The organism is Enterobacter cloacae complex sp. SYL003, from assembly GCF_049236925.1.
Lineage (GTDB): Bacteria > Pseudomonadota > Gammaproteobacteria > Enterobacterales > Enterobacteriaceae > Enterobacter > Enterobacter intestinihominis.
In genome coordinates this window covers 1-17,383 of the sequence record NZ_JBMKJK010000020.1, presented here as the reverse complement: position 1 = coordinate 17,383, position 17,383 = coordinate 1, and the positions used below count along the sequence as shown (strand labels likewise).

Annotated in this window: 17 protein-coding genes; 11 read left to right on the top strand and 6 right to left on the bottom strand. The window is 59.1% G+C overall.

What is annotated here, in order from left to right:
- Positions 1-177 precede the first annotated feature (177 nt).
- From xthA to ACOT1A_RS20415, 6 genes are all read left to right on the top strand, one after another.
- Positions 178-984, top strand: coding sequence for an exodeoxyribonuclease III (gene xthA, locus ACOT1A_RS20440; protein WP_069596458.1), 807 nt, complete (start codon positions 178-180; stop codon positions 982-984).
- Positions 985-990: 6 nt separating this feature from the next.
- The gene (locus ACOT1A_RS20435; protein WP_232934803.1) at positions 991-1,674 is read left to right on the top strand and encodes a TVP38/TMEM64 family protein; all 684 of its coding nucleotides are present in this window, start codon (positions 991-993) and stop codon (positions 1,672-1,674) included.
- Between the two features lie 6 nt (positions 1,675-1,680).
- The gene (locus ACOT1A_RS20430; protein WP_074133725.1) at positions 1,681-2,850 is read left to right on the top strand and encodes an ABC transporter substrate-binding protein; all 1,170 of its coding nucleotides are present in this window, start codon (positions 1,681-1,683) and stop codon (positions 2,848-2,850) included.
- Positions 2,823-4,352, top strand: coding sequence for a thiamine ABC transporter permease (locus tag ACOT1A_RS20425; RefSeq protein ID WP_276170318.1), 1,530 nt, complete (start codon positions 2,823-2,825; stop codon positions 4,350-4,352). The genes ACOT1A_RS20430 and ACOT1A_RS20425 overlap by 28 nt, the downstream gene beginning before the upstream one ends.
- Complete coding sequence (locus ACOT1A_RS20420) at positions 4,352-4,972, top strand: ATP-binding cassette domain-containing protein (RefSeq protein ID WP_276170316.1); 621 nt, start codon at positions 4,352-4,354, stop codon at positions 4,970-4,972. Before ACOT1A_RS20425 ends, ACOT1A_RS20420 begins: the two co-directional genes overlap by 1 nt.
- A gap of 73 nt (positions 4,973-5,045) precedes the next feature.
- A complete protein-coding gene (locus ACOT1A_RS20415) occupies positions 5,046-6,353 on the top strand; it encodes a sulfurtransferase (RefSeq protein ID WP_276170315.1) in 1,308 nt (435 codons plus the stop codon).
- Here ACOT1A_RS20415 and ACOT1A_RS20410 read toward each other — a convergent pair.
- Together ACOT1A_RS20410 and ACOT1A_RS20405 are read right to left on the bottom strand one after the other, a co-directional pair.
- Positions 6,350-6,967: a CDP-alcohol phosphatidyltransferase family protein gene (locus ACOT1A_RS20410; RefSeq protein ID WP_023299894.1), complete on the bottom strand. Its 618-nt coding sequence runs from the start codon at positions 6,965-6,967 to the stop codon at positions 6,350-6,352. The genes ACOT1A_RS20415 and ACOT1A_RS20410 overlap by 4 nt on opposite strands.
- On the bottom strand, positions 6,957-7,529 hold the full coding sequence (locus tag ACOT1A_RS20405) for a carboxymuconolactone decarboxylase family protein (RefSeq protein ID WP_276170314.1): 573 nt from the start codon (positions 7,527-7,529) through the stop codon (positions 6,957-6,959). Before ACOT1A_RS20405 ends, ACOT1A_RS20410 begins: the two co-directional genes overlap by 11 nt.
- A gap of 75 nt (positions 7,530-7,604) precedes the next feature.
- Between ACOT1A_RS20405 and ACOT1A_RS20400 the strand changes: the two genes are divergently transcribed.
- Positions 7,605-8,021 carry a pyrimidine (deoxy)nucleoside triphosphate diphosphatase gene (locus tag ACOT1A_RS20400; protein WP_022647800.1) on the top strand — a complete coding sequence of 139 codons (417 nt, stop codon included), beginning with the start codon at positions 7,605-7,607 and terminating at the stop codon, positions 8,019-8,021.
- Here ACOT1A_RS20400 and ACOT1A_RS20395 read toward each other — a convergent pair.
- Positions 7,981-8,253: a YnjH family protein gene (locus tag ACOT1A_RS20395; protein WP_022647799.1), complete on the bottom strand. Its 273-nt coding sequence runs from the start codon at positions 8,251-8,253 to the stop codon at positions 7,981-7,983. The genes ACOT1A_RS20400 and ACOT1A_RS20395 overlap by 41 nt on opposite strands.
- 225 nt (positions 8,254-8,478) lie before the next feature.
- Here ACOT1A_RS20395 and gdhA point away from each other — a divergent pair, with 225 nt between their 5' ends.
- Entirely contained in the window at positions 8,479-9,822 is a 1,344-nt protein-coding gene (gdhA, locus tag ACOT1A_RS20390; RefSeq protein WP_015570765.1) for an NADP-specific glutamate dehydrogenase, read from the top strand.
- Between the two features lie 114 nt (positions 9,823-9,936).
- Here the strand turns inward: gdhA and ACOT1A_RS20385 are convergent, their stop codons facing one another.
- The 3 genes from ACOT1A_RS20385 to ACOT1A_RS20375 form a co-directional block, all read right to left on the bottom strand.
- The gene (locus ACOT1A_RS20385; RefSeq protein ID WP_276170313.1) at positions 9,937-11,859 is read right to left on the bottom strand and encodes a DNA topoisomerase III; all 1,923 of its coding nucleotides are present in this window, start codon (positions 11,857-11,859) and stop codon (positions 9,937-9,939) included.
- Between the two features lie 4 nt (positions 11,860-11,863).
- Positions 11,864-12,907 (bottom strand): selenide, water dikinase SelD, encoded by a 1,044-nt coding sequence (gene selD, locus ACOT1A_RS20380; RefSeq protein ID WP_022647796.1) that lies wholly within the window; start codon positions 12,905-12,907, stop codon positions 11,864-11,866.
- A 116-nt stretch (positions 12,908-13,023) separates the two neighbouring features.
- Positions 13,024-13,575, bottom strand: a complete 552-nt coding sequence (locus ACOT1A_RS20375) for an NAD(P)H nitroreductase (RefSeq protein ID WP_022647795.1) — start codon at positions 13,573-13,575, stop codon at positions 13,024-13,026.
- Positions 13,576-13,742: 167 nt separating this feature from the next.
- On the opposite strand from ACOT1A_RS20375, the gene sppA reads away from it, so the two are divergent.
- The 3 genes from sppA to pncA all read left to right on the top strand — a co-directional run bounded on the left by sppA (position 13,743) and on the right by pncA (position 17,329).
- On the top strand, positions 13,743-15,599 hold the full coding sequence (gene sppA / locus ACOT1A_RS20370; protein WP_023299888.1) for a signal peptide peptidase SppA: 1,857 nt from the start codon (positions 13,743-13,745) through the stop codon (positions 15,597-15,599).
- Positions 15,600-15,661: 62 nt separating this feature from the next.
- Entirely contained in the window at positions 15,662-16,678 is a 1,017-nt protein-coding gene (ansA, locus tag ACOT1A_RS20365) for an asparaginase (RefSeq protein ID WP_045307961.1), read from the top strand.
- A 9-nt stretch (positions 16,679-16,687) separates the two neighbouring features.
- Positions 16,688-17,329, top strand: a complete 642-nt coding sequence (gene pncA, locus ACOT1A_RS20360) for a bifunctional nicotinamidase/pyrazinamidase (RefSeq protein ID WP_276170312.1) — start codon at positions 16,688-16,690, stop codon at positions 17,327-17,329.
- Positions 17,330-17,383 lie beyond the last annotated feature (54 nt).

The following is a 17,383-nucleotide window of genomic DNA, read 5'->3' as shown; positions in this document are numbered from 1 at the left end:
GTGATCGCTCGCGAAATTTATCGGTCCTTTACGCCCTGTTCGAGGGCAAAACGCGTCGAAATGGTGCAAATATTGCACCGTCGGCATTATCTGTCGCAGTAATTGGGCGAAGCGGATAACAGACGACGTAAATTCTGCTACCATCCTTGCACTATTCACCTTGCATTGGCAGCGACTATGAAATTTGTCTCTTTTAATATCAACGGCCTGCGTGCCCGCCCTCACCAGCTCGAAGCGATTGTTGAGCAACATCAGCCAGATGTGATCGGCTTGCAGGAGACAAAAGTTCACGACGATATGTTCCCGCTCGAAGAGGTAGCGAAGCTGGGCTATAACGTTTTTTACCACGGTCAGAAAGGCCACTACGGCGTTGCGCTGCTGACCAAAGATACGCCGGTGTCGGTGCGTCGTGGCTTCCCGGGTGACGGTGAAGAAGCACAGCGTCGTCTCATCATGGCTGAGCTGCCTTCCCCGCTGGGTAACATCACTGTGATTAATGGTTACTTCCCGCAGGGTGAAAGCCGCGACCACCCGACCAAATTCCCGGCCAAAGCCAAATTTTATCAGGATCTGCAAATCTACCTTACGACCGAACTCAACAAAGATAATCCGGTGCTGATCATGGGGGATGTGAATATCAGCCCGACTGATCTGGACATTGGCATTGGCGAAGACAGCCGCAAGCGCTGGCTGCGCACCGGGAAATGTTCCTTCCTGCCGGAAGAGCGCGAGTGGATGCAGCGCTTGCTTGACTGGGGGCTGGTGGATACCTTCCGCACCGCTAACCCGGAGACGCAGGATCGCTTCTCGTGGTTTGACTACCGCTCTAAAGGCTTCGATGACAACCGGGGCCTGCGTATTGATCTGCTGCTGGCGAGCGCCCCCCTGGCCGAACGCTGCATCGAAACCGGTATCGACTATGATATTCGCAGCATGGAAAAACCGTCCGACCATGCGCCGGTATGGGCAACGTTCAAGCTGTAATCCTCAGTGAATATTAAAAAAATCAGTCTCCTGTGCGCCCTTCTGGGCGCATTTGTTTTGATCGTTGTTTTGCTTCCTCCGGGCATGCTCTCCCTCGACACGTTAAAAATACACCAGCATACATTGCTCGATCGTGTGGAGCAGGCGCCCCTTCAGAGCGCACTGATCTATTTTGCGGTTTACGTTCTGGTCTCTGCGCTGTCGATACCCGGGGCTGCGCTTCTGACGCTGCTCGGCGGGGCGATTTTCAGCCTGTGGGAGGCGATGCTGTTGGTGTCATTGGCCTCGACGCTCGGCGCCACGCTTGCCATGCTCGTCAGCCGTTATCTGCTGCGTGACTGGGTGCAACGGCGCTTTGCCGCACAGATGAACACGATCGATGTGGGGATGGTTCGCGATGGCGCGCGCTACCTTTTTGCCCTGCGCCTGATGCCGTTGTTTCCGTTCTTTCTGGTCAATTTGCTGATGGGGCTAACCCGTATCCAGGTGCGTCACTACTGGTGGGTCAGCCAGCTTGCGATGCTACCTGCCACCGTCATTTATCTGAACGCCGGACGCGAGCTGGGAAAACTCACCACGCTGCGCGATATTGTGTCGCCGGGACTGCTGTTCGCCTTTACACTATTAGGGTTATTACCGCTGGTCACTCGCTGGCTGTTTTCCCGTTACATCCCTTCGATTAAAAAGTGAGGCATTATGCGCCGGGTGCGTTTTTGCGCGTTTCTGACGAGTCTGCTGCTGGCAACCTCTGCCTTCGCCGCAGAAAGCTGGCAATCCATTCAGCAACAGGCCACCGGGCAGACCGTCTGGTTTAACGCCTGGGGCGGTGACGAGGCCGTTAACCGCTACCTCGACTGGGTGAGCGGCGAGATGAAAACGCACTATGCCATTAACCTGAAGATCGTTCATCTGGCCGATGCCGCCGATGCGGTGAAGCGGATCCAGACGGAACAGGCCGCAGGACGTAGCAGTAACGGGTCGGTGGATCTACTCTGGGTAAACGGGGAAAACTTCCGCACGCTGAAGGAGGCAAACCTGCTGCTCACCGGCTGGGCGCAAACCCTGCCCAACTGGCGTTACGTCGATACCCGTAAACCGGTCACGGAAGATTTTGCCATCCCGACCGATGGGGCGGAATCCCCATGGGGCGGCGCGCAGTTAACCTTCATCGCCCGTAAAGCGAGTATGCCGACGCCTCCGGCAGATCCCCACGCGCTGCTGGCTTACGCTCAGCAGCACCCTGGCAAGGTGAGCTATCCGCGACCGCCGGATTTTACCGGCACGGCGTTTCTTGAACAGCTTCTGCTGGCATTGACCGCACATCCGGAGGCGTTAAAAAACGCGCCGGACGGCACCTTTGCAGAGATCACCGCGCCGCTGTGGGACTATCTTGATACGCTGCATCCCCTGCTGTGGCGCGAAGGGAACGATTTTCCTCCGTCGCCTGCGCGCATGGATACGCTGCTTGCCAGCGGCAGCCTGAACCTGTCGCTCACCTTTAACCCCGCCCATGCGATGCAAAAGGTGGCGAGCGGTGAACTGCCTGCCGACAGCTACAGTTTCGGCTTTCTCAAAGGCATGATCGGCAACGTCCATTTTGTCGCTATCCCGGCAAATGCCAGTGCGAGCGCAGGGGCGAAAGTGGTGGCAAATTTCCTGTTGTCACCGCAGGCGCAGATCCGCAAAGCCGATCCTGCCGTCTGGGGTGACCCGAGCGTGCTGGATGGTGCCAAACTACCTGCGAAAGCGGCAAAACAGCTTCATGCCTTTACCCCTTCAGGCACGCCTGATGTGCTTCCCGAACCGCACGCCGCCTGGGTTAACGCCCTGGAGCAGGAATGGCTTCGCCGCTACGGAACCCGCTAAGCGGGCTGGTCTGGGCGGCAATGGCGGTCATCTATCTGCCACTGCTTCCCGCCAGCGGCATGCTGCTGGCCCCGGCGTTTTCTCTCAGTAACTGGGCGGCGCTGTTTGCCGACCCGCAGCTGCCGCAGGCGCTGGCCGCTACGCTGGTATCAACCCTCATCGCGACGCTGGGTTCACTGTTTATCGCCCTGAGCCTGCTTGCGCTTCTCTGGCCGGGTGATGGCTGGCAGCGCCTGAGCACCCGTCTGCCGTGGCTGTTAGCCGTGCCGCACGTCGCCTTCGCCACCAGCGCGCTGCTGCTGTTTGCGGAAGGCGGTCAGTTTTACCGGATCTGTACAGTCTGTTCGCCGCAGCTTGACCGCTACGGTATCGGGCTTGGCCTGACGCTTGCGGTCAAAGAGAGCGCGTTCGTTCTGTGGGCAATCTACGCCGCGCTGCCTGAAAAGCGCCTCGCACAGCAGAAAATTGTCCTGCATACCTTCGGCTACGGACGAATGCAGGCGCTCAACTGGCTCGTCCTCCCGGCTATCGCCCCCGCGCTGGGCGCCGTGATGCTGGCGGTGCTCGCCTGGTCGCTTTCCGTGGTGGATGTGGCGATCGTGCTCGGGCCGGGCAACCCACCTACGCTGGCGGTGCTGGCCTGGCAGTGGCTCACCCAGGGCGATGCGCAGCAGCAGTCAAAAGGAACGTTGCTGTGTCTGGTGTTGCTCCTGCTGCTGGCCGCACTTGCCGCGGTGGGATACGGCCTCTGGACGGCATGGCGGCGCGCCCAGCCTGACCCCTCCGGGGTACGTCGCGCTTCGCATACCGCGATGCCCGCACGGACGCTGGGCGGGTTACTGCCGTTGTGCGGCGTGCTCTGTGCGCTGGTTCTGCTGATGCTGGCACGCCGGGGCGACATCGGCCCCGTCAGCGACAGCCTTTCACTGGGACTGCTGTCCAGCCTGACAGCGCTGGCCATCCTCATGATCTGGCTTGAGTGGGGACCCCAGCGCGGCGCGGTGTGGATCTGGCTGCCGCTTGCCCTCCCGGCGCTGCCCCTCGTGTCCGGGCAGTATGCCGTGGCGCTGTGGCTGGGCATCGACGGCCAGTACGCTGCGGTGCTCTGGAGCCATATGCTCTGGGTTCTCCCGTGGATGCTCCTGGTGCTGCAACCGGCCTGGCGCAGGCTCGATCCCCGGCTTATCCTCACCGCCAGAACGCTGGGCTGGCGACAGGCGAAAATTTTCTGGTTAGTGAAATGTCCCCTGATGGTTCGTCCGGCCCTGCTGGCCTTTGCGACCGGCTTTTCCGTGAGCATGGCCCAGTACATGCCCACCCTCTGGCTGGGAGCGGGTCGTTTTACTACCCTGACGACGGAGGCGGTCGCCCTCAGCAGCGGCGGCAGCGTTCCGATCCTCGCCAGCCGGGCGCTGGGTCTGTTGCTGTTAACCAGCAGCGTATATGCCCTTGCCGCGCTGCTCGCCCGGTTCGTGGGCCGTCACAGACAAGGATTACGTTAATGCTGAACGTGAAAAATCTCACCATTGCGCCACTCTTACGTGAGGTCAACTTCCGCGTCCCGGCAGGGGAGATTCTCACGCTGATGGGACCCTCCGGGAGCGGGAAATCGACCCTTTTCGCCTGGATGGTGGGGGCGCTATCCACTGATTTTAAGGCGCACGGCGAGCTGTGTCTGAACGATCGTCGCTGCGATCTGCTCCCCGTGGAAACGCGCGGGATCGGCATTCTGTTTCAGGATGCCCTGCTGTTTGACACCTTCAGCGTGGGGCAAAACCTGATGCTGGCGTTGCCGGCGCACATCGCCGGACGCGCGCGGCGCGACGCGGTAGAACAGGCTCTTGAATCTGCCGGGCTGGCAAACCTCTACGCCAGCGATCCGGCGACCCTTTCCGGCGGCGAGCGCGCCCGGGTCAGCCTACTGCGCGCCCTTCTCGCCCAGCCGCAGGCATTGCTGCTCGACGAACCGTTCAGCCGACTGGATAAAACGCTGCGCGCCTCATTCCGGGCGTGGGTATTCGAAACCACTCGCCAGCGCAAGATCCCGGTGGTGCTGGTCACGCATGATGAGGAAGATATCCCGCCCGGCGGAGAGGTGATTGAGATTTCTCGCTGGCAATAATGTGCTAACGCAATGTTTTTGGCTTCAGGAGAGACGACAATGCCCCCCTCTTTTAATGACGTCAGGTTTTTCGATGAAACGTGTTTCTCAACTGACCGCGCTGGCTCTGATCTGCGGCCTCGCCTCACTCTCCTCCATGGCGGCTGATATGCCCCACTCCCTCACGCTGGACCGGCTCCAGGCGCAAAACGGCGCGGTAATTGATACGCGCATCAGTGCGTTCTATAACGGCTGGCCGCAGACGCTGCGCGGAACGTCCGGGCATGAACCCGCCGCGCTTAATCTCTCTGCAGGCTGGCTTGGGGCAATGAGCGATGAACAGCTCAGCGGCTGGGCAAAGCAGCATCGGATTACGCCCGACATGCCGGTTGCGCTCTATGGCAACGATGATGACAACAAGACCGTCAAAACGCGGCTGGAAAAAGCGGGTTTTACCCACGTTTCCATCCTGAGCGATGCCCTGCAACAATCCGACCGTTTGCAACGTCTGGCACATTTTGAACAGCTGGTTTATCCGCAGTGGATCCACCTGTTGCAGCAGGGCAAACCCGTTACCGCCGCACCAGCCGGAGAGTGGAAGGTGATCGAGGCTGGCTGGGGTGCGCCGAAGCTTTATCTCCTCAGCCACATTCCCGGCGCGGACTACATCGACACCAATGAAGTGGAAAGCGAACCGCTGTGGAATAAGGTCGCTGACGAAAAGTTGAAAGCGATGCTGGCGAAGCACGGGATCCGTCACGATACCACCGTCATTCTGTACGGTCGCGACGTATATGCCGCCGCGCGCGTGGCGCAGATCATGCTCTACGCGGGCGTGAAGGATGTGCGAATTCTGGACGGCGGCTGGAAGGCATGGTCAGACGCCAGCCTGCCCGTTGAGCGCGGAACGCCTGAGAACGTGAAGCCAGCCCCTGATTTTGGCGCGCCGATCCCGGGCCAGCCCCGGCTGATGGTGGATATGGAACAGGCCCGGGGAATGCTGCACCGTCAGGACGCCTCACTGGTGAGCATTCGTTCCTGGCCAGAGTTTATCGGTGAAACCAGCGGCTACAGTTATATCAAGCCAAAAGGTGACATTGCCGGTGCGCGCTGGGGCCATGCGGGTAGCGACGCGACCCACATGGAAGATTTCCACAATCCGGATGGCACCATGCGCAGCGCCGATGACATCGCCGCCATGTGGAAGACGTGGAATATCCTGCCGGAGCAGCACGTTGCGTTCTACTGTGGTACCGGCTGGCGCGCGTCTGAAGCCTTCATATATGCCCTCGCCATGGGCTGGCAAAACGTTGCCGTCTACGACGGCGGCTGGTACGAATGGAGCAGCCATCCGCAGAACCCGGTCTCCACCGGCGCGCGCGGCCCGGAGAGTACACGCTAGCGGGGGAGTGACTTCAGCGTCACGTAACCGCTCCAGATGCGCGTTGTGGTGGTCAGCCAGCACAACGCGCCAAACGCCCAGGCAAACAGCGTGAAGTGTGCCGGAAACAGGCAGCACAGCACAAACAGCGCGATGGTCTCCGTTCCTTCCGTTAATCCTCCAATGTAATAAAGCGACTTGTGCGCGTAGCCGGGGTTGTCGATATTATGCTTCCCCGCCAGCGCGGCAAAGGCCAGGAAACTGCTGCCCGTCCCCATAAACGCGAACAGCAGCCAGGCGGCGGCGATCGCATTGTCAGCCGGAGCGGCCAGCGCGAAGCCAAACGGTACCAGCGCGTAAAACAGGAAGTCGAGGGCGATATCAAGAAATCCTCCCGCGTCCGTCAGGCCACGGCGACGCGCCAGCGCACCGTCCAGACCATCCAGCAGCCGGTTCAGCACAATGGCGACCAGCGCTGGCAGATACCAGCCCAGCGCCAGAAACGGTAACGCCAGTACGCCAATCGCAAACCCGGCGAGCGTTAACCCATCAGGCGTAATAAACGGTTTATCCAGCGCGGCGGCCAGCTGATTTAACCCGGGCTTCAGCCGTGGATGCAGATGTTTATCCAGCATGCGGTTCACCTTTAAACGTGGCACACAGGCCCTGAGCCGGGATATCCAGCGCGGAGTTAAAGCGGGCGGAAAGGTTCTGAAAGGCAATCAGAGCCGTCATTTCGGTGATAGTCTCTTCGCTAAAGTGGCGCTTCAGCTGGTTTTTGATATTTTCATCCACCTGAGGCGGCGTGGCGGTGACCGCTTCCGCATAGGCCAGCGCCGCGCGCTCCTCTTCGCTGAACAGGGTGGAATTTTGCCAGTCGTTGACGGCCTGCACTTTATCCAGCGCCCCGCTCCGCTCGGCCAGACGCAGGCTGTTGGCATCAATACAAAATGCGCAGTGGCAGATCTGCGAGACCCGCGTCATTAGTAACGAACGCAGAACCGGCGTCAAACGCGCCTTGCGCCGCTCCAGATAGCCGACAAATAGCGCTACCAGCCAGAAAAGACGCGGCATACGCCCCCACCAGCGCGTGGGGTTCAGCACCGCGCCGAAGTGTTTTTTCTGCATGGCAGCAATGGGCTTGAGGCTGACGGGAAGGGTTTCCATGGGCGCAACCCAGGCGGCTGTCTCTTTCACCTGATTCTCCTGATGACTGGACTCTTTGGCAGGGCACGATAATATGTCGTTTTTCGCTATTAATTATTGACGAACATGCTGAAAACACTCGATGTTGTTGCGGCCATCCTCGAAAAAGAGGGCAAGATCTTGCTGGCGCAGCGTCCCGAACATGCCGATCAGCCAGGAATGTGGGAATTTGCGGGCGGGAAGGTTGAAGCCGGTGAGACCCAGCAGGAAGCGCTGATCCGCGAACTACGCGAAGAGCTCGGCATTGAAGCCGTGCCCGCGCGGTATGTGGCAAGCCACCAGCGGGAAGTGTCGCAGCGGCTGATCCACCTCCACGCCTGGCACGTGCCGGAATTTAGCGGCGAGCTGAAGGCGCACTACCACTCGGCGCTGGTGTGGTGCACGCCAGAAGACGCGTTCACGTATGATTTAGCCCCGGCGGATATACCGCTCCTGGAAGCGTTTATTCTTTTACGCGACGCCAGACCAGCGGGTTTGTACTGAGGGTGCGCTCATCACGCTGGCACTGCAACAGCACGCCATCCGCCCTGACCACTGCGCCTTCGGAATAGTTTTGATCCTGATAGATACAGCACTGATTACACGGCTGCGCACGCTGGCCGCCAGCGCTAAAAACCTCTGGCGGCACGTTAACTTCGACATCCGGGCGAATGCGATCAGCCTGTGCCCCGGCGGACACCATCAAACATAACGCGGCCATTGCGAAACGGTTCATATACTTAATTTCCTTTGCATCGTTTATATCTATAACGGTAGATCCTGACGGGATCTTTAATTTATCTCGTCATCGCTTTTGGTTATGACGCGCGCCTTGTCATTAATTTCCCTTTCGGCCTAAATTTCTGCTTGCCTCTCAAAGCGGTGCGGGTGGTATAGTCAAAAAAACGACACAAAACATCTCCGCCACACGCATAAATTATTATAAGAGGTTCTTATATCTATGGATCAGACACGCTCTCTGGAAAGCTTTCTTGCCCATGTACAGCAGCGCGACCCGCACCAAAGCGAGTTTGCCCAGGCCGTTCGTGAAGTCATGACCACCCTGTGGCCCTTCCTTGAGGAAAATCCGCGCTACCGCCAGATGGCGCTGCTTGAACGTCTGGTGGAGCCGGAGCGCGTCATCCAGTTCCGCGTGGCGTGGGTGGACGATCGCAATCAGGTACAGGTCAACCGCGCGTGGCGCGTGCAGTTTAACTCCGCCATTGGGCCGTTTAAGGGCGGGATGCGCTTCCATCCCTCGGTGAACCTGTCGATTCTGAAATTCCTCGGCTTCGAGCAGACCTTTAAAAATGCGCTCACTACCCTGCCGATGGGCGGCGGTAAAGGCGGGAGTGATTTCGATCCGAAAGGCAAGAGCGAAGGCGAAGTGATGCGCTTCTGCCAGGCGCTGGTCACTGAGCTCTATCGCCACCTTGGGCCGGACACCGACGTTCCTGCCGGGGATATCGGCGTGGGTGGTCGTGAAGTGGGCTTTATGGCCGGGATGATGAAAAAGCTCTCCAACAACAGCGCCTGCGTCTTTACCGGCAAAGGTCTGTCGTTTGGCGGCAGCCTGATTCGTCCGGAAGCGACGGGTTACGGTCTGGTCTATTTCACTGAAGCGATGCTTAAGCGTCACGGGCTGAGCTTCGAGGGGATGCGCGTGGCGGTCTCCGGCTCCGGCAACGTGGCGCAGTACGCTATCGAGAAAGCGATGGCGTTTGGCGCGCGCGTAGTGACCGCCTCCGACTCCAGCGGCACCGTGGTGGATGAAGCTGGCTTCACAGCAGAAAAACTGGCGCGTCTGTGCGAAATCAAAGCCAGCCGTGACGGCCGCGTGGCGGATTATGCCCGAGAGTTTGGCCTGACCTATCTGGAAGGTAAACAGCCGTGGGGTGTGCCGGTGGATATCGCCCTGCCGTGCGCGACGCAAAACGAGCTGGACGTGGATGCCGCCCGGACGCTGATTAGCAATGGCGTGAAGGCGGTAGCGGAAGGGGCAAATATGCCCACCACCATTGAAGCGACCGATTTGTTCCTGGACGCGGGCGTACTCTTTGCGCCAGGCAAGGCGGCGAACGCGGGCGGGGTGGCAACATCCGGTCTGGAAATGGCACAAAACGCCGCGAGAATGGGCTGGAAGGCGGAGAAAGTGGATGCCCGTCTGCACCACATTATGCTTGATATTCACCATGCCTGCGTGGAGTACGGCGGTGAGGCTTCACAGACCAACTACGTGCGCGGCGCCAACATCGCCGGGTTCGTGAAGGTGGCCGATGCGATGATCGGGCAGGGTGTGATTTAGTTTCGCTGCATTCTCGCCCTTGCAGGCCCGGTAAGCGTTAGCGCCACCGGGCTTTTTTCAGGCCGCAGAGCTGCTTTTTGCCGGGTGGCGGCTTCGCCTTACCCGGCCTACGGTTTAAGCGGTGGTATTTTTGGCTGCGCTTTTTTTCTTTTTGAACGGTTTCTTCGCCCCGCCACCCGGGGCAACCATCCCCCGGAATCGCTTCACTGGCGTGCTGCGCGCCTGATCAATCAGCTGATAAAGCGTCCCCACCAGCGGCTGCATAAAGTCCTGGTAACGGCACTGCTTTTCGCTGATCTGCGTCAGCACCGACTCCCAGTGCGCGGTCATGTCCGGTCTGGCGGCCAGCTCTGGCAAGGAGTGAATCAGTGCCCGGCCCGGCTCTGTCGAATGGATATAGCGCCCTTTTTTCTCGAGAAAACCACGCTTAAACAGCAACTCGATAATCCCCGCGCGGGTTGCTTCCGTACCCAGACCGTCGGTGGCGCGGAGGATCTTCTTCAGATCTTTATCCTGCACAAAACGGGCGATCCCGGTCATGGCCGAAAGCAGCGTCGCATCGGTGAAGTGGCGCGGCGGCTGGGTCTGACGTTCAACCACTTCGCCTTTTTCGCACAACAGTTCATCGCCTTTGGCTACGACCGGCAGCGGCGTGCCGTCGTTCTCTTCGTCACGCTCTTTGTTGCCGAGCAGCGTGCGCCAGCCCGCTTCCGCGAGGAAACGCGCTTTGGCGATAAATTTGCCTTTGGCAATTTCCAGCTCAATAACGCACTTGCGGAAAACCGCGTCCGGGCAGAACTGCATCAGATACTGACGCGCGATCAGGTTATAGACCTTTGCTTCGTTGTCGTTCAGGTTGACGTTGCTGGTGCGCGCCGTCGGGATTATCGCGTGGTGGGCATCGACTTTTTTATCGTCCCAGCAGCGGTTATGGGTATCCGGGTTTACCGCCGGTTGCGGCAACAGATCCGGCGCATGGACACCAATGGCATTCATCACCGAGTGGCGTCCGGCGAAGTGTTCCTCCGGCAGATAGCGGCTGTCCGAACGCGGATAGGTGATCAGCTTGTGGGTTTCATAGAGCTTCTGGCAGATATCGAGCACGTTCTGCGCGCTCAGGCCAAACTTTTTCGCGGCCTCGATCTGCAACGCCGAAAGGGAGAACGGCAGCGGTGCGGGCTCTGATTCCCGTTTGTCGTTATAGCTGGTAACGATCGCGGGCTGGCCGGTAATGCGGTTAACCACGTGCTCTGCCAGCGAACGATGTAGCAGCCGCCCCTCTTCGTCCTGATATGACTCACAGGCATCGCTCGGCTGCCAGACGGCGGTAAAGCGTTCGTCTTTCGGCGTGACGATATGCGCTTTGACTTCGAAGAAGTCTTTGGCGACGAAATTTTCGATCTCTTCGTCGCGACGCACCACCAGCCCCAGCACCGGGGTTTGAACACGCCCAACAGAGAGTACGCCCTGATAGCCCGCATTGCGTCCCAGGATGGTGTAGGCGCGGGTCATGTTGATCCCGTACAGCCAGTCCGCGCGAGCACGCGCCAGCGCGGAGACACACAGGGGAATAAATTCGCTGTTGGCGCGCAGGCGCGAAATCGCGCGCTCCACCGCCTGCGGGTTGAGGTCGTTAATTAAACAGCGCTGCACCTGCTGGCGCTTTTCCGGTGCCAACTCCAGGTAGTCGAGCACTTCGTCGACAAGCAGTTGCCCTTCCCTGTCCGGGTCACCCGCGTGGACCACTTCCGTCGCCTCATGCAGGAAACGCTTAATGACGTTGAGCTGTTTGGTGACGGAAGGACGCGGTTGCAGACGCCACTTTTCCGGCACGATCGGCAGATCGTTGAGGTTCCAGCGGGCGTAGCGGCTGTCGTAGACATCCGGCTGCGCCTGTTCAAGCAGGTGACCGATACACCAGGTGACCACCTGCCCGTTACCGCATTCGATAAAGCCATCACCTTTGCGATGCGGCTTGGGCAGCACGTCGGCGATGGCTCGCGCCAGACTCGGCTTTTCGGCAATAAACAACCGCATCGAATTAACGGATCTCAATCATCGGGCGGCCACCGCGGGCGGTCACCAGCTCGCCAATGGCCGTCAGGGTGATGCCAAACTCGGCCGCCGTTGCCTGAACGTCAGCTTCTGCTTCCGGCGTCACCGCCAGCAGCAGGCCGCCGGAGGTTTGCGGATCGCACAGCAGATTGCGCCACGCTTCCGGCATTTCGCCCATTAAATGGCCGTAGCTGGCGAAGTTGCGCTGCGTCCCGCCCGGAACGGCGCCCTGAGCAATGTACTCTTCCACGCCCGGCAGCTTCGGCACATCCTGATACCAGACCTGCGCCTGCACGCCCGCGCCCTGACAGACTTCAGAGAGGTGTCCCAGCAGACCAAAGCCGGTCACGTCGGTCATGGCCTTCACGCCGTCGATACTGGCGAATGCCGCACCGGCAAGGTTCATCTGGCACATCACTTCCGTTGCCAGACCAATATGCTCGGGCTTCAGCAGGGACTTTTTCTCGGCGGTTGTCAGTACGCCAATGCCCAGCGGCTTGGTGAGGAACAGCTTGCAGCCCGCCTGCGCGGTGCTGTTGCGCTTCACGCGTTCGGTTGGCACCACGCCGGTGACGGCCAGGCCGAAGATCGGCTCCGGCGCATCGATAGAGTGACCACCGGCCAGGGCAATACCCGCCTGCTGGCAGGCAAAGCGTCCGCCTTCGATGACATCGCGGGCAATCTCCGGCGGGAGGGTGTTAATCGGCCAGCCCAGAATGGCGATCGCCATAATCGGCTTACCGCCCATCGCGAAGATATCGCTGATGGCGTTGGTGGCCGCAATGCGTCCGAAGTCGAACGGGTTGTCGACAATTGGCATAAAGAAGTCAGTGGTGCTGATAATGCTGGTGCCGTTACCTAAGTCATAAACCGCTGCATCGTCACGCGTTTCGTTACCGACAAGCAGGTTCGGGTCGACAAACTTCGCCTGTTCACTGTGCAGGATGGTCTCCAGCACTTTCGGGGAAATTTTACAACCGCAACCGGCTCCGTGGCTGTATTGCGTTAAACGAATGGTTTGCTCGCTCATGGACGTCTCCTGTCATCTCAATCGCGCTATGGTAGCGCTCATTCCATAAAGAGGTAAGTATGACTGTCTGAATTCTGCGGCGGATGCTCAGAATCCAGACAGTTTAGCGCGTGTAATTAAAAACGGCTGACGAAAGGCGTGGTGTCCGGCACGCTAATGGTGCTGGAGGCTTTAAGCTGCGGGGTGCCGAGATAGAGGAAGCCGACAATTTTATCGTGTTCACCGCAGGAGAAGCCTTCCCGCACGGCGGCGCTCCCGGTCAGCGGCCCGGTACGCCAGATGCCGTTAAAGCCCTGCGCGACGGCGGCCATCTGCATTGCCATTACCGCGCAACCGGCAGACATCTCCTGCTCCCAGACCGGCACTTTATGGTCGGCCTGGCATTTAGCGACTACCGCGATGATCATCGGCGCACGGAACGGCGCGTTGCGGGCTTTATCAATCCCCTTCTCATCCTGGCCTGCGGCAACCGCCCCCTGCTCCAGCAGCTGGCTGAAGCGGTCGCGCCCTTCGCCTTCAATAATAAAGAAGTGCCACGGCTGCAATGTGCCATGGTCCGGCGCACGCATTCCGGCACGCAGAATGTTTTCCAGCTGTTCGCCGACGGGGGCCGGGTCGGCCAGGCGGGAAGCGCTACGACGGTTAACAAGCAGTTCAAGTGCGTCCATTGGTTAACTCCTTTCGTGAAATTTACTCACAAAATTAACACGACAGCAGAATTTGTTACAGCGTGGCAGGCGATTCCTGCTGACAAGTGGCGGTTGGGTCATTACGATAACCGCACATTACCGTCCCGTGGCGACGGAAACAGTCCTTTTCTGGTTAGGGAGAATACATGCGAACCCTTTGGCGAATCTTTGCCGGTTTCTTTAAATGGACGTGGCGACTGCTCAACTTCGTCCGCAACCTGGTGATGAATATCTTCTTCATCTTCCTGGTCCTGGTATGCGCAGGTATCTGGATGCATCTCAGCAGCGCCAGCCAGGCGCAGAATTCGACGCGCGGCGCACTGCTCCTCGATATCACCGGTGTGATTGTTGATAAGCCATCGACCAGCAATCGTCTGGGCGTGATTGGCCGCCAGCTGTTCGGCGCGACTTCAGACCGCCTGCAGGAAAACTCCCTGTTTGATATCGTCGACACGATCCGTCAGGCCAAAGACGATCGCAACATTACCGGTATCGTGCTGGATCTGAAAGATTTTGCCGGAGCCGATCAGCCTTCGATGCAGTACATCGGGAAAGCGCTGCGGGAATTCCGCGACAGCGGTAAACCGGTCATTGCCGTCGGCGACAGCTACACCCAGGGGCAATATTATCTGGCGAGCTTTGCTAACAAAATCTGGCTCTCTCCGCAGGGCACGGTCGATCTGCATGGCTTCGCCACAAATGGTCTGTACTACAAATCGCTGCTCGACAAGCTGAAGGTCACTACCCACGTCTTCCGCGTCGGGACCTATAAATCTGCCGTGGAGCCGTTTATCCGTGATGATATGTCCCCTGCCGCCCGTGAAGCGGACAGCCGCTGGATTGGCGAGCTGTGGCAGAACTATCTCGGCACCATTGCCGCTAACCGTCAAATGACCGCTGAGCAGGTCTTCCCGGGCGCGCGCGGTGTGCTGGAGGGCCTGCGCAAAGTGGACGGCGATACAGCGAAATACGCGCTTGATAACAAACTGGTCGATCGGCTGGGTTCCAGCGCTGAAATCGAAAAAGCGCTGACCAAACAGTTCGGCTGGAGTAAAGAGGACAAGAACTACAGCGCCATCAGCATGTATGACTACGCCGCGAAAAAGCCGGATGACAGCGGTGACAGCATCGCCGTGGTGTTTGCTAACGGGGCCATTATGGACGGTGAAGAAACGCCGGGGAACGTCGGCGGGGACACCACCGCGTCGCAGATCCGCGATGCGCGTCTGGATCCGAAAGTGAAGGCGATTGTCCTGCGGGTGAACAGCCCTGGCGGCAGCGTCAGCGCCTCCGAGGTGATCCGTGCTGAGCTGGCCGCCGCGCGTGCCGCGGGCAAGCCGGTCGTGGTCTCGATGGGGGGCATGGCGGCTTCAGGGGGGTACTGGATCTCGACGCCAGCCAACTACATTGTGGCTAACCCAAGCACGCTGACCGGCTCGATTGGCATCTTCGGCGTGATCAACACCGTAGAGAACAGCCTGGATTATCTCGGCGTTCATACCGACGGCGTTTCCACCTCGCCGCTGGCGGATGTGTCCGTGACTAAATCTCTGCCGCCTGAGGTGTCCGAGATGATGCAGCTCAGCATTGAGAGTGGCTATAAGCGCTTCATCACGCTGGTGGCGGATTCCCGTAAAAAGACGCCAGACCAGATTGACCAGATCGCGCAGGGCCACGTCTGGACCGGCCAGGATGCGAAGAGCAACGGTCTGGTAGACAGCCTGGGTGACTTCGACGATGCCGTGAAGAAAGCGGCGGAACTGGCGAAGCTCAAGCAGTGGCACGTTGACTATTATCAGGACGAACCGACGTTCTTCGATATGGTCATGGACAGCATGTCCGGCTCCGTCCGCGCCATGCTGCCGGAAGCGCTTCAGGCGTATCTGCCGGCGCCGGTGGCGACGGCGGCTAAAGCCATGAAAGCGGAGAGCGATAAGCTCGCGACTTTCAACGATCCGCAAAGCCGTTACGCGTTTTGCCTGACCTGTGCGAACGTGCGTTAAAAACCGTCCCCTCTTCCCGTGAAGAGGGGATTTTTTCTTTTGAAGAACAAGAACTCATTACCATGCAGAAGAAATCAATTTATGTCGCCTATACCGGCGGTACCATCGGTATGCAGCGCTCAGAAAATGGCTATATCCCGGTTTCTGGCCACTTGCAGCGCCAGCTGGCGCTGATGCCTGAATTCCACCGTCCGGAAATGCCGGACTTTACCATCCACGAATATGAGCCGCTGATGGACTCCTCCGACATGACGCCGGAAGACTGGCAGCATATTGCGGACGATATTAAAGCCCATTACGACCAGTACGACGGCTTCGTGATCCTGCACGGCACCGACACCATGGCGTTCACCGCCTCGGCGCTCTCCTTCATGCTGGAGAACCTGGGCAAGCCCGTCATCGTGACCGGTTCGCAGATCCCGCTGGCGGAACTGCGTTCAGACGGGCAGATCAACCTGCTTAACTCCCTGTACGTGGCCGCTAATTACCCGATCAACGAGGTAACGCTGTTCTTCAACAACCGACTGTACCGCGGGAACCGTACCACTAAAGCGCACGCTGACGGCTTTGACGCGTTTGCCTCACCTAACCTGCAACCGCTGCTGGAAGCGGGGATCCATATCCGTCGTCTGGGCACGCCGCCCGCGCCAAATACTGCAGGCGAGCTGATCGTTCACCCGATCACCCCGCAGCCGATTGGCGTGGTGACGATTTATCCGGGTATTTCCGCCGACGTGGTGCGCAACTTCCTGCGCCAACCGGTGAAGGCGCTGATCCTGCGCTCCTATGGCGTGGGTAACGCCCCGCAGAACGGTGAGTTCCTGAAAGAGCTTCAGGAGGCGAGCGAGCGCGGGATTGTGGTGGTCAACCTCACCCAGTGTATGTCCGGAAAGGTCAATATGGGCGGCTACGCCACCGGCAACGCCCTGGCGCACGCTGGCGTGATCAGTGGTTTCGATATGACCGTTGAGGCAACGCTGACTAAACTTCACTATTTACTGAGTCAGGATCTGGATATTGATTCCATTCGCCGCGCCATGATGCAAAACCTGCGCGGTGAACTGACGCCGGACGAATAAGGAGTTCCCATGAAGCAACGCGCCCTGTTACTGGTCGATTTGCAAAATGATTTCTGTGCGGGCGGTGCGCTGGCCGTCGCGGAAGGCGACAGCACCGTAGACGTCGCGAATTCGCTGATTGAGTGGTGTAAGGCTCGTGATGAAGCGGTGGTGGCGAGTCAGGACTGGCATCCGGCAAACCACGGCAGCTTTGCCAGCCAGCACAACGTTGAGCCTTACAGCCAGGGCGAACTGGACGGACTGGCGCAAACCTTCTGGCCCGATCACTGCGTGCAGCAGACGGAAGGCGCTGAGCTGCATCCGCTGCTGAACCAGAAAGCCATCGACGCGGTGTTCCACAAAGGTGAAAATCCAACCATCGACAGCTACAGCGCATTCTTCGAAAACGGTCACCGCCAGAAGACGGCGCTGGACGCATGGTTACGCCATCATGAGATCACCGAGCTGATTGTGCTGGGCCTGGCGACGGATTACTGCGTGAAGTTCACCGTGCTGGATGCGCTCCAGCTGGGCTATACCGTGAATGTCATTACCGATGGCTGTCGCGGGGTGAATATTCAGCCGCATGACAGCGCCCAGGCGTTTATGGATATGGCCGCAGAAGGCGCAACACTGTATACGCTGGCTGACTGGATGGAGACGCAGGCGTAAGCTTTTTTAGCCGGGAGGCGGCTTCGCCTTACCCGGCCTACTTTCTCTGGTTTT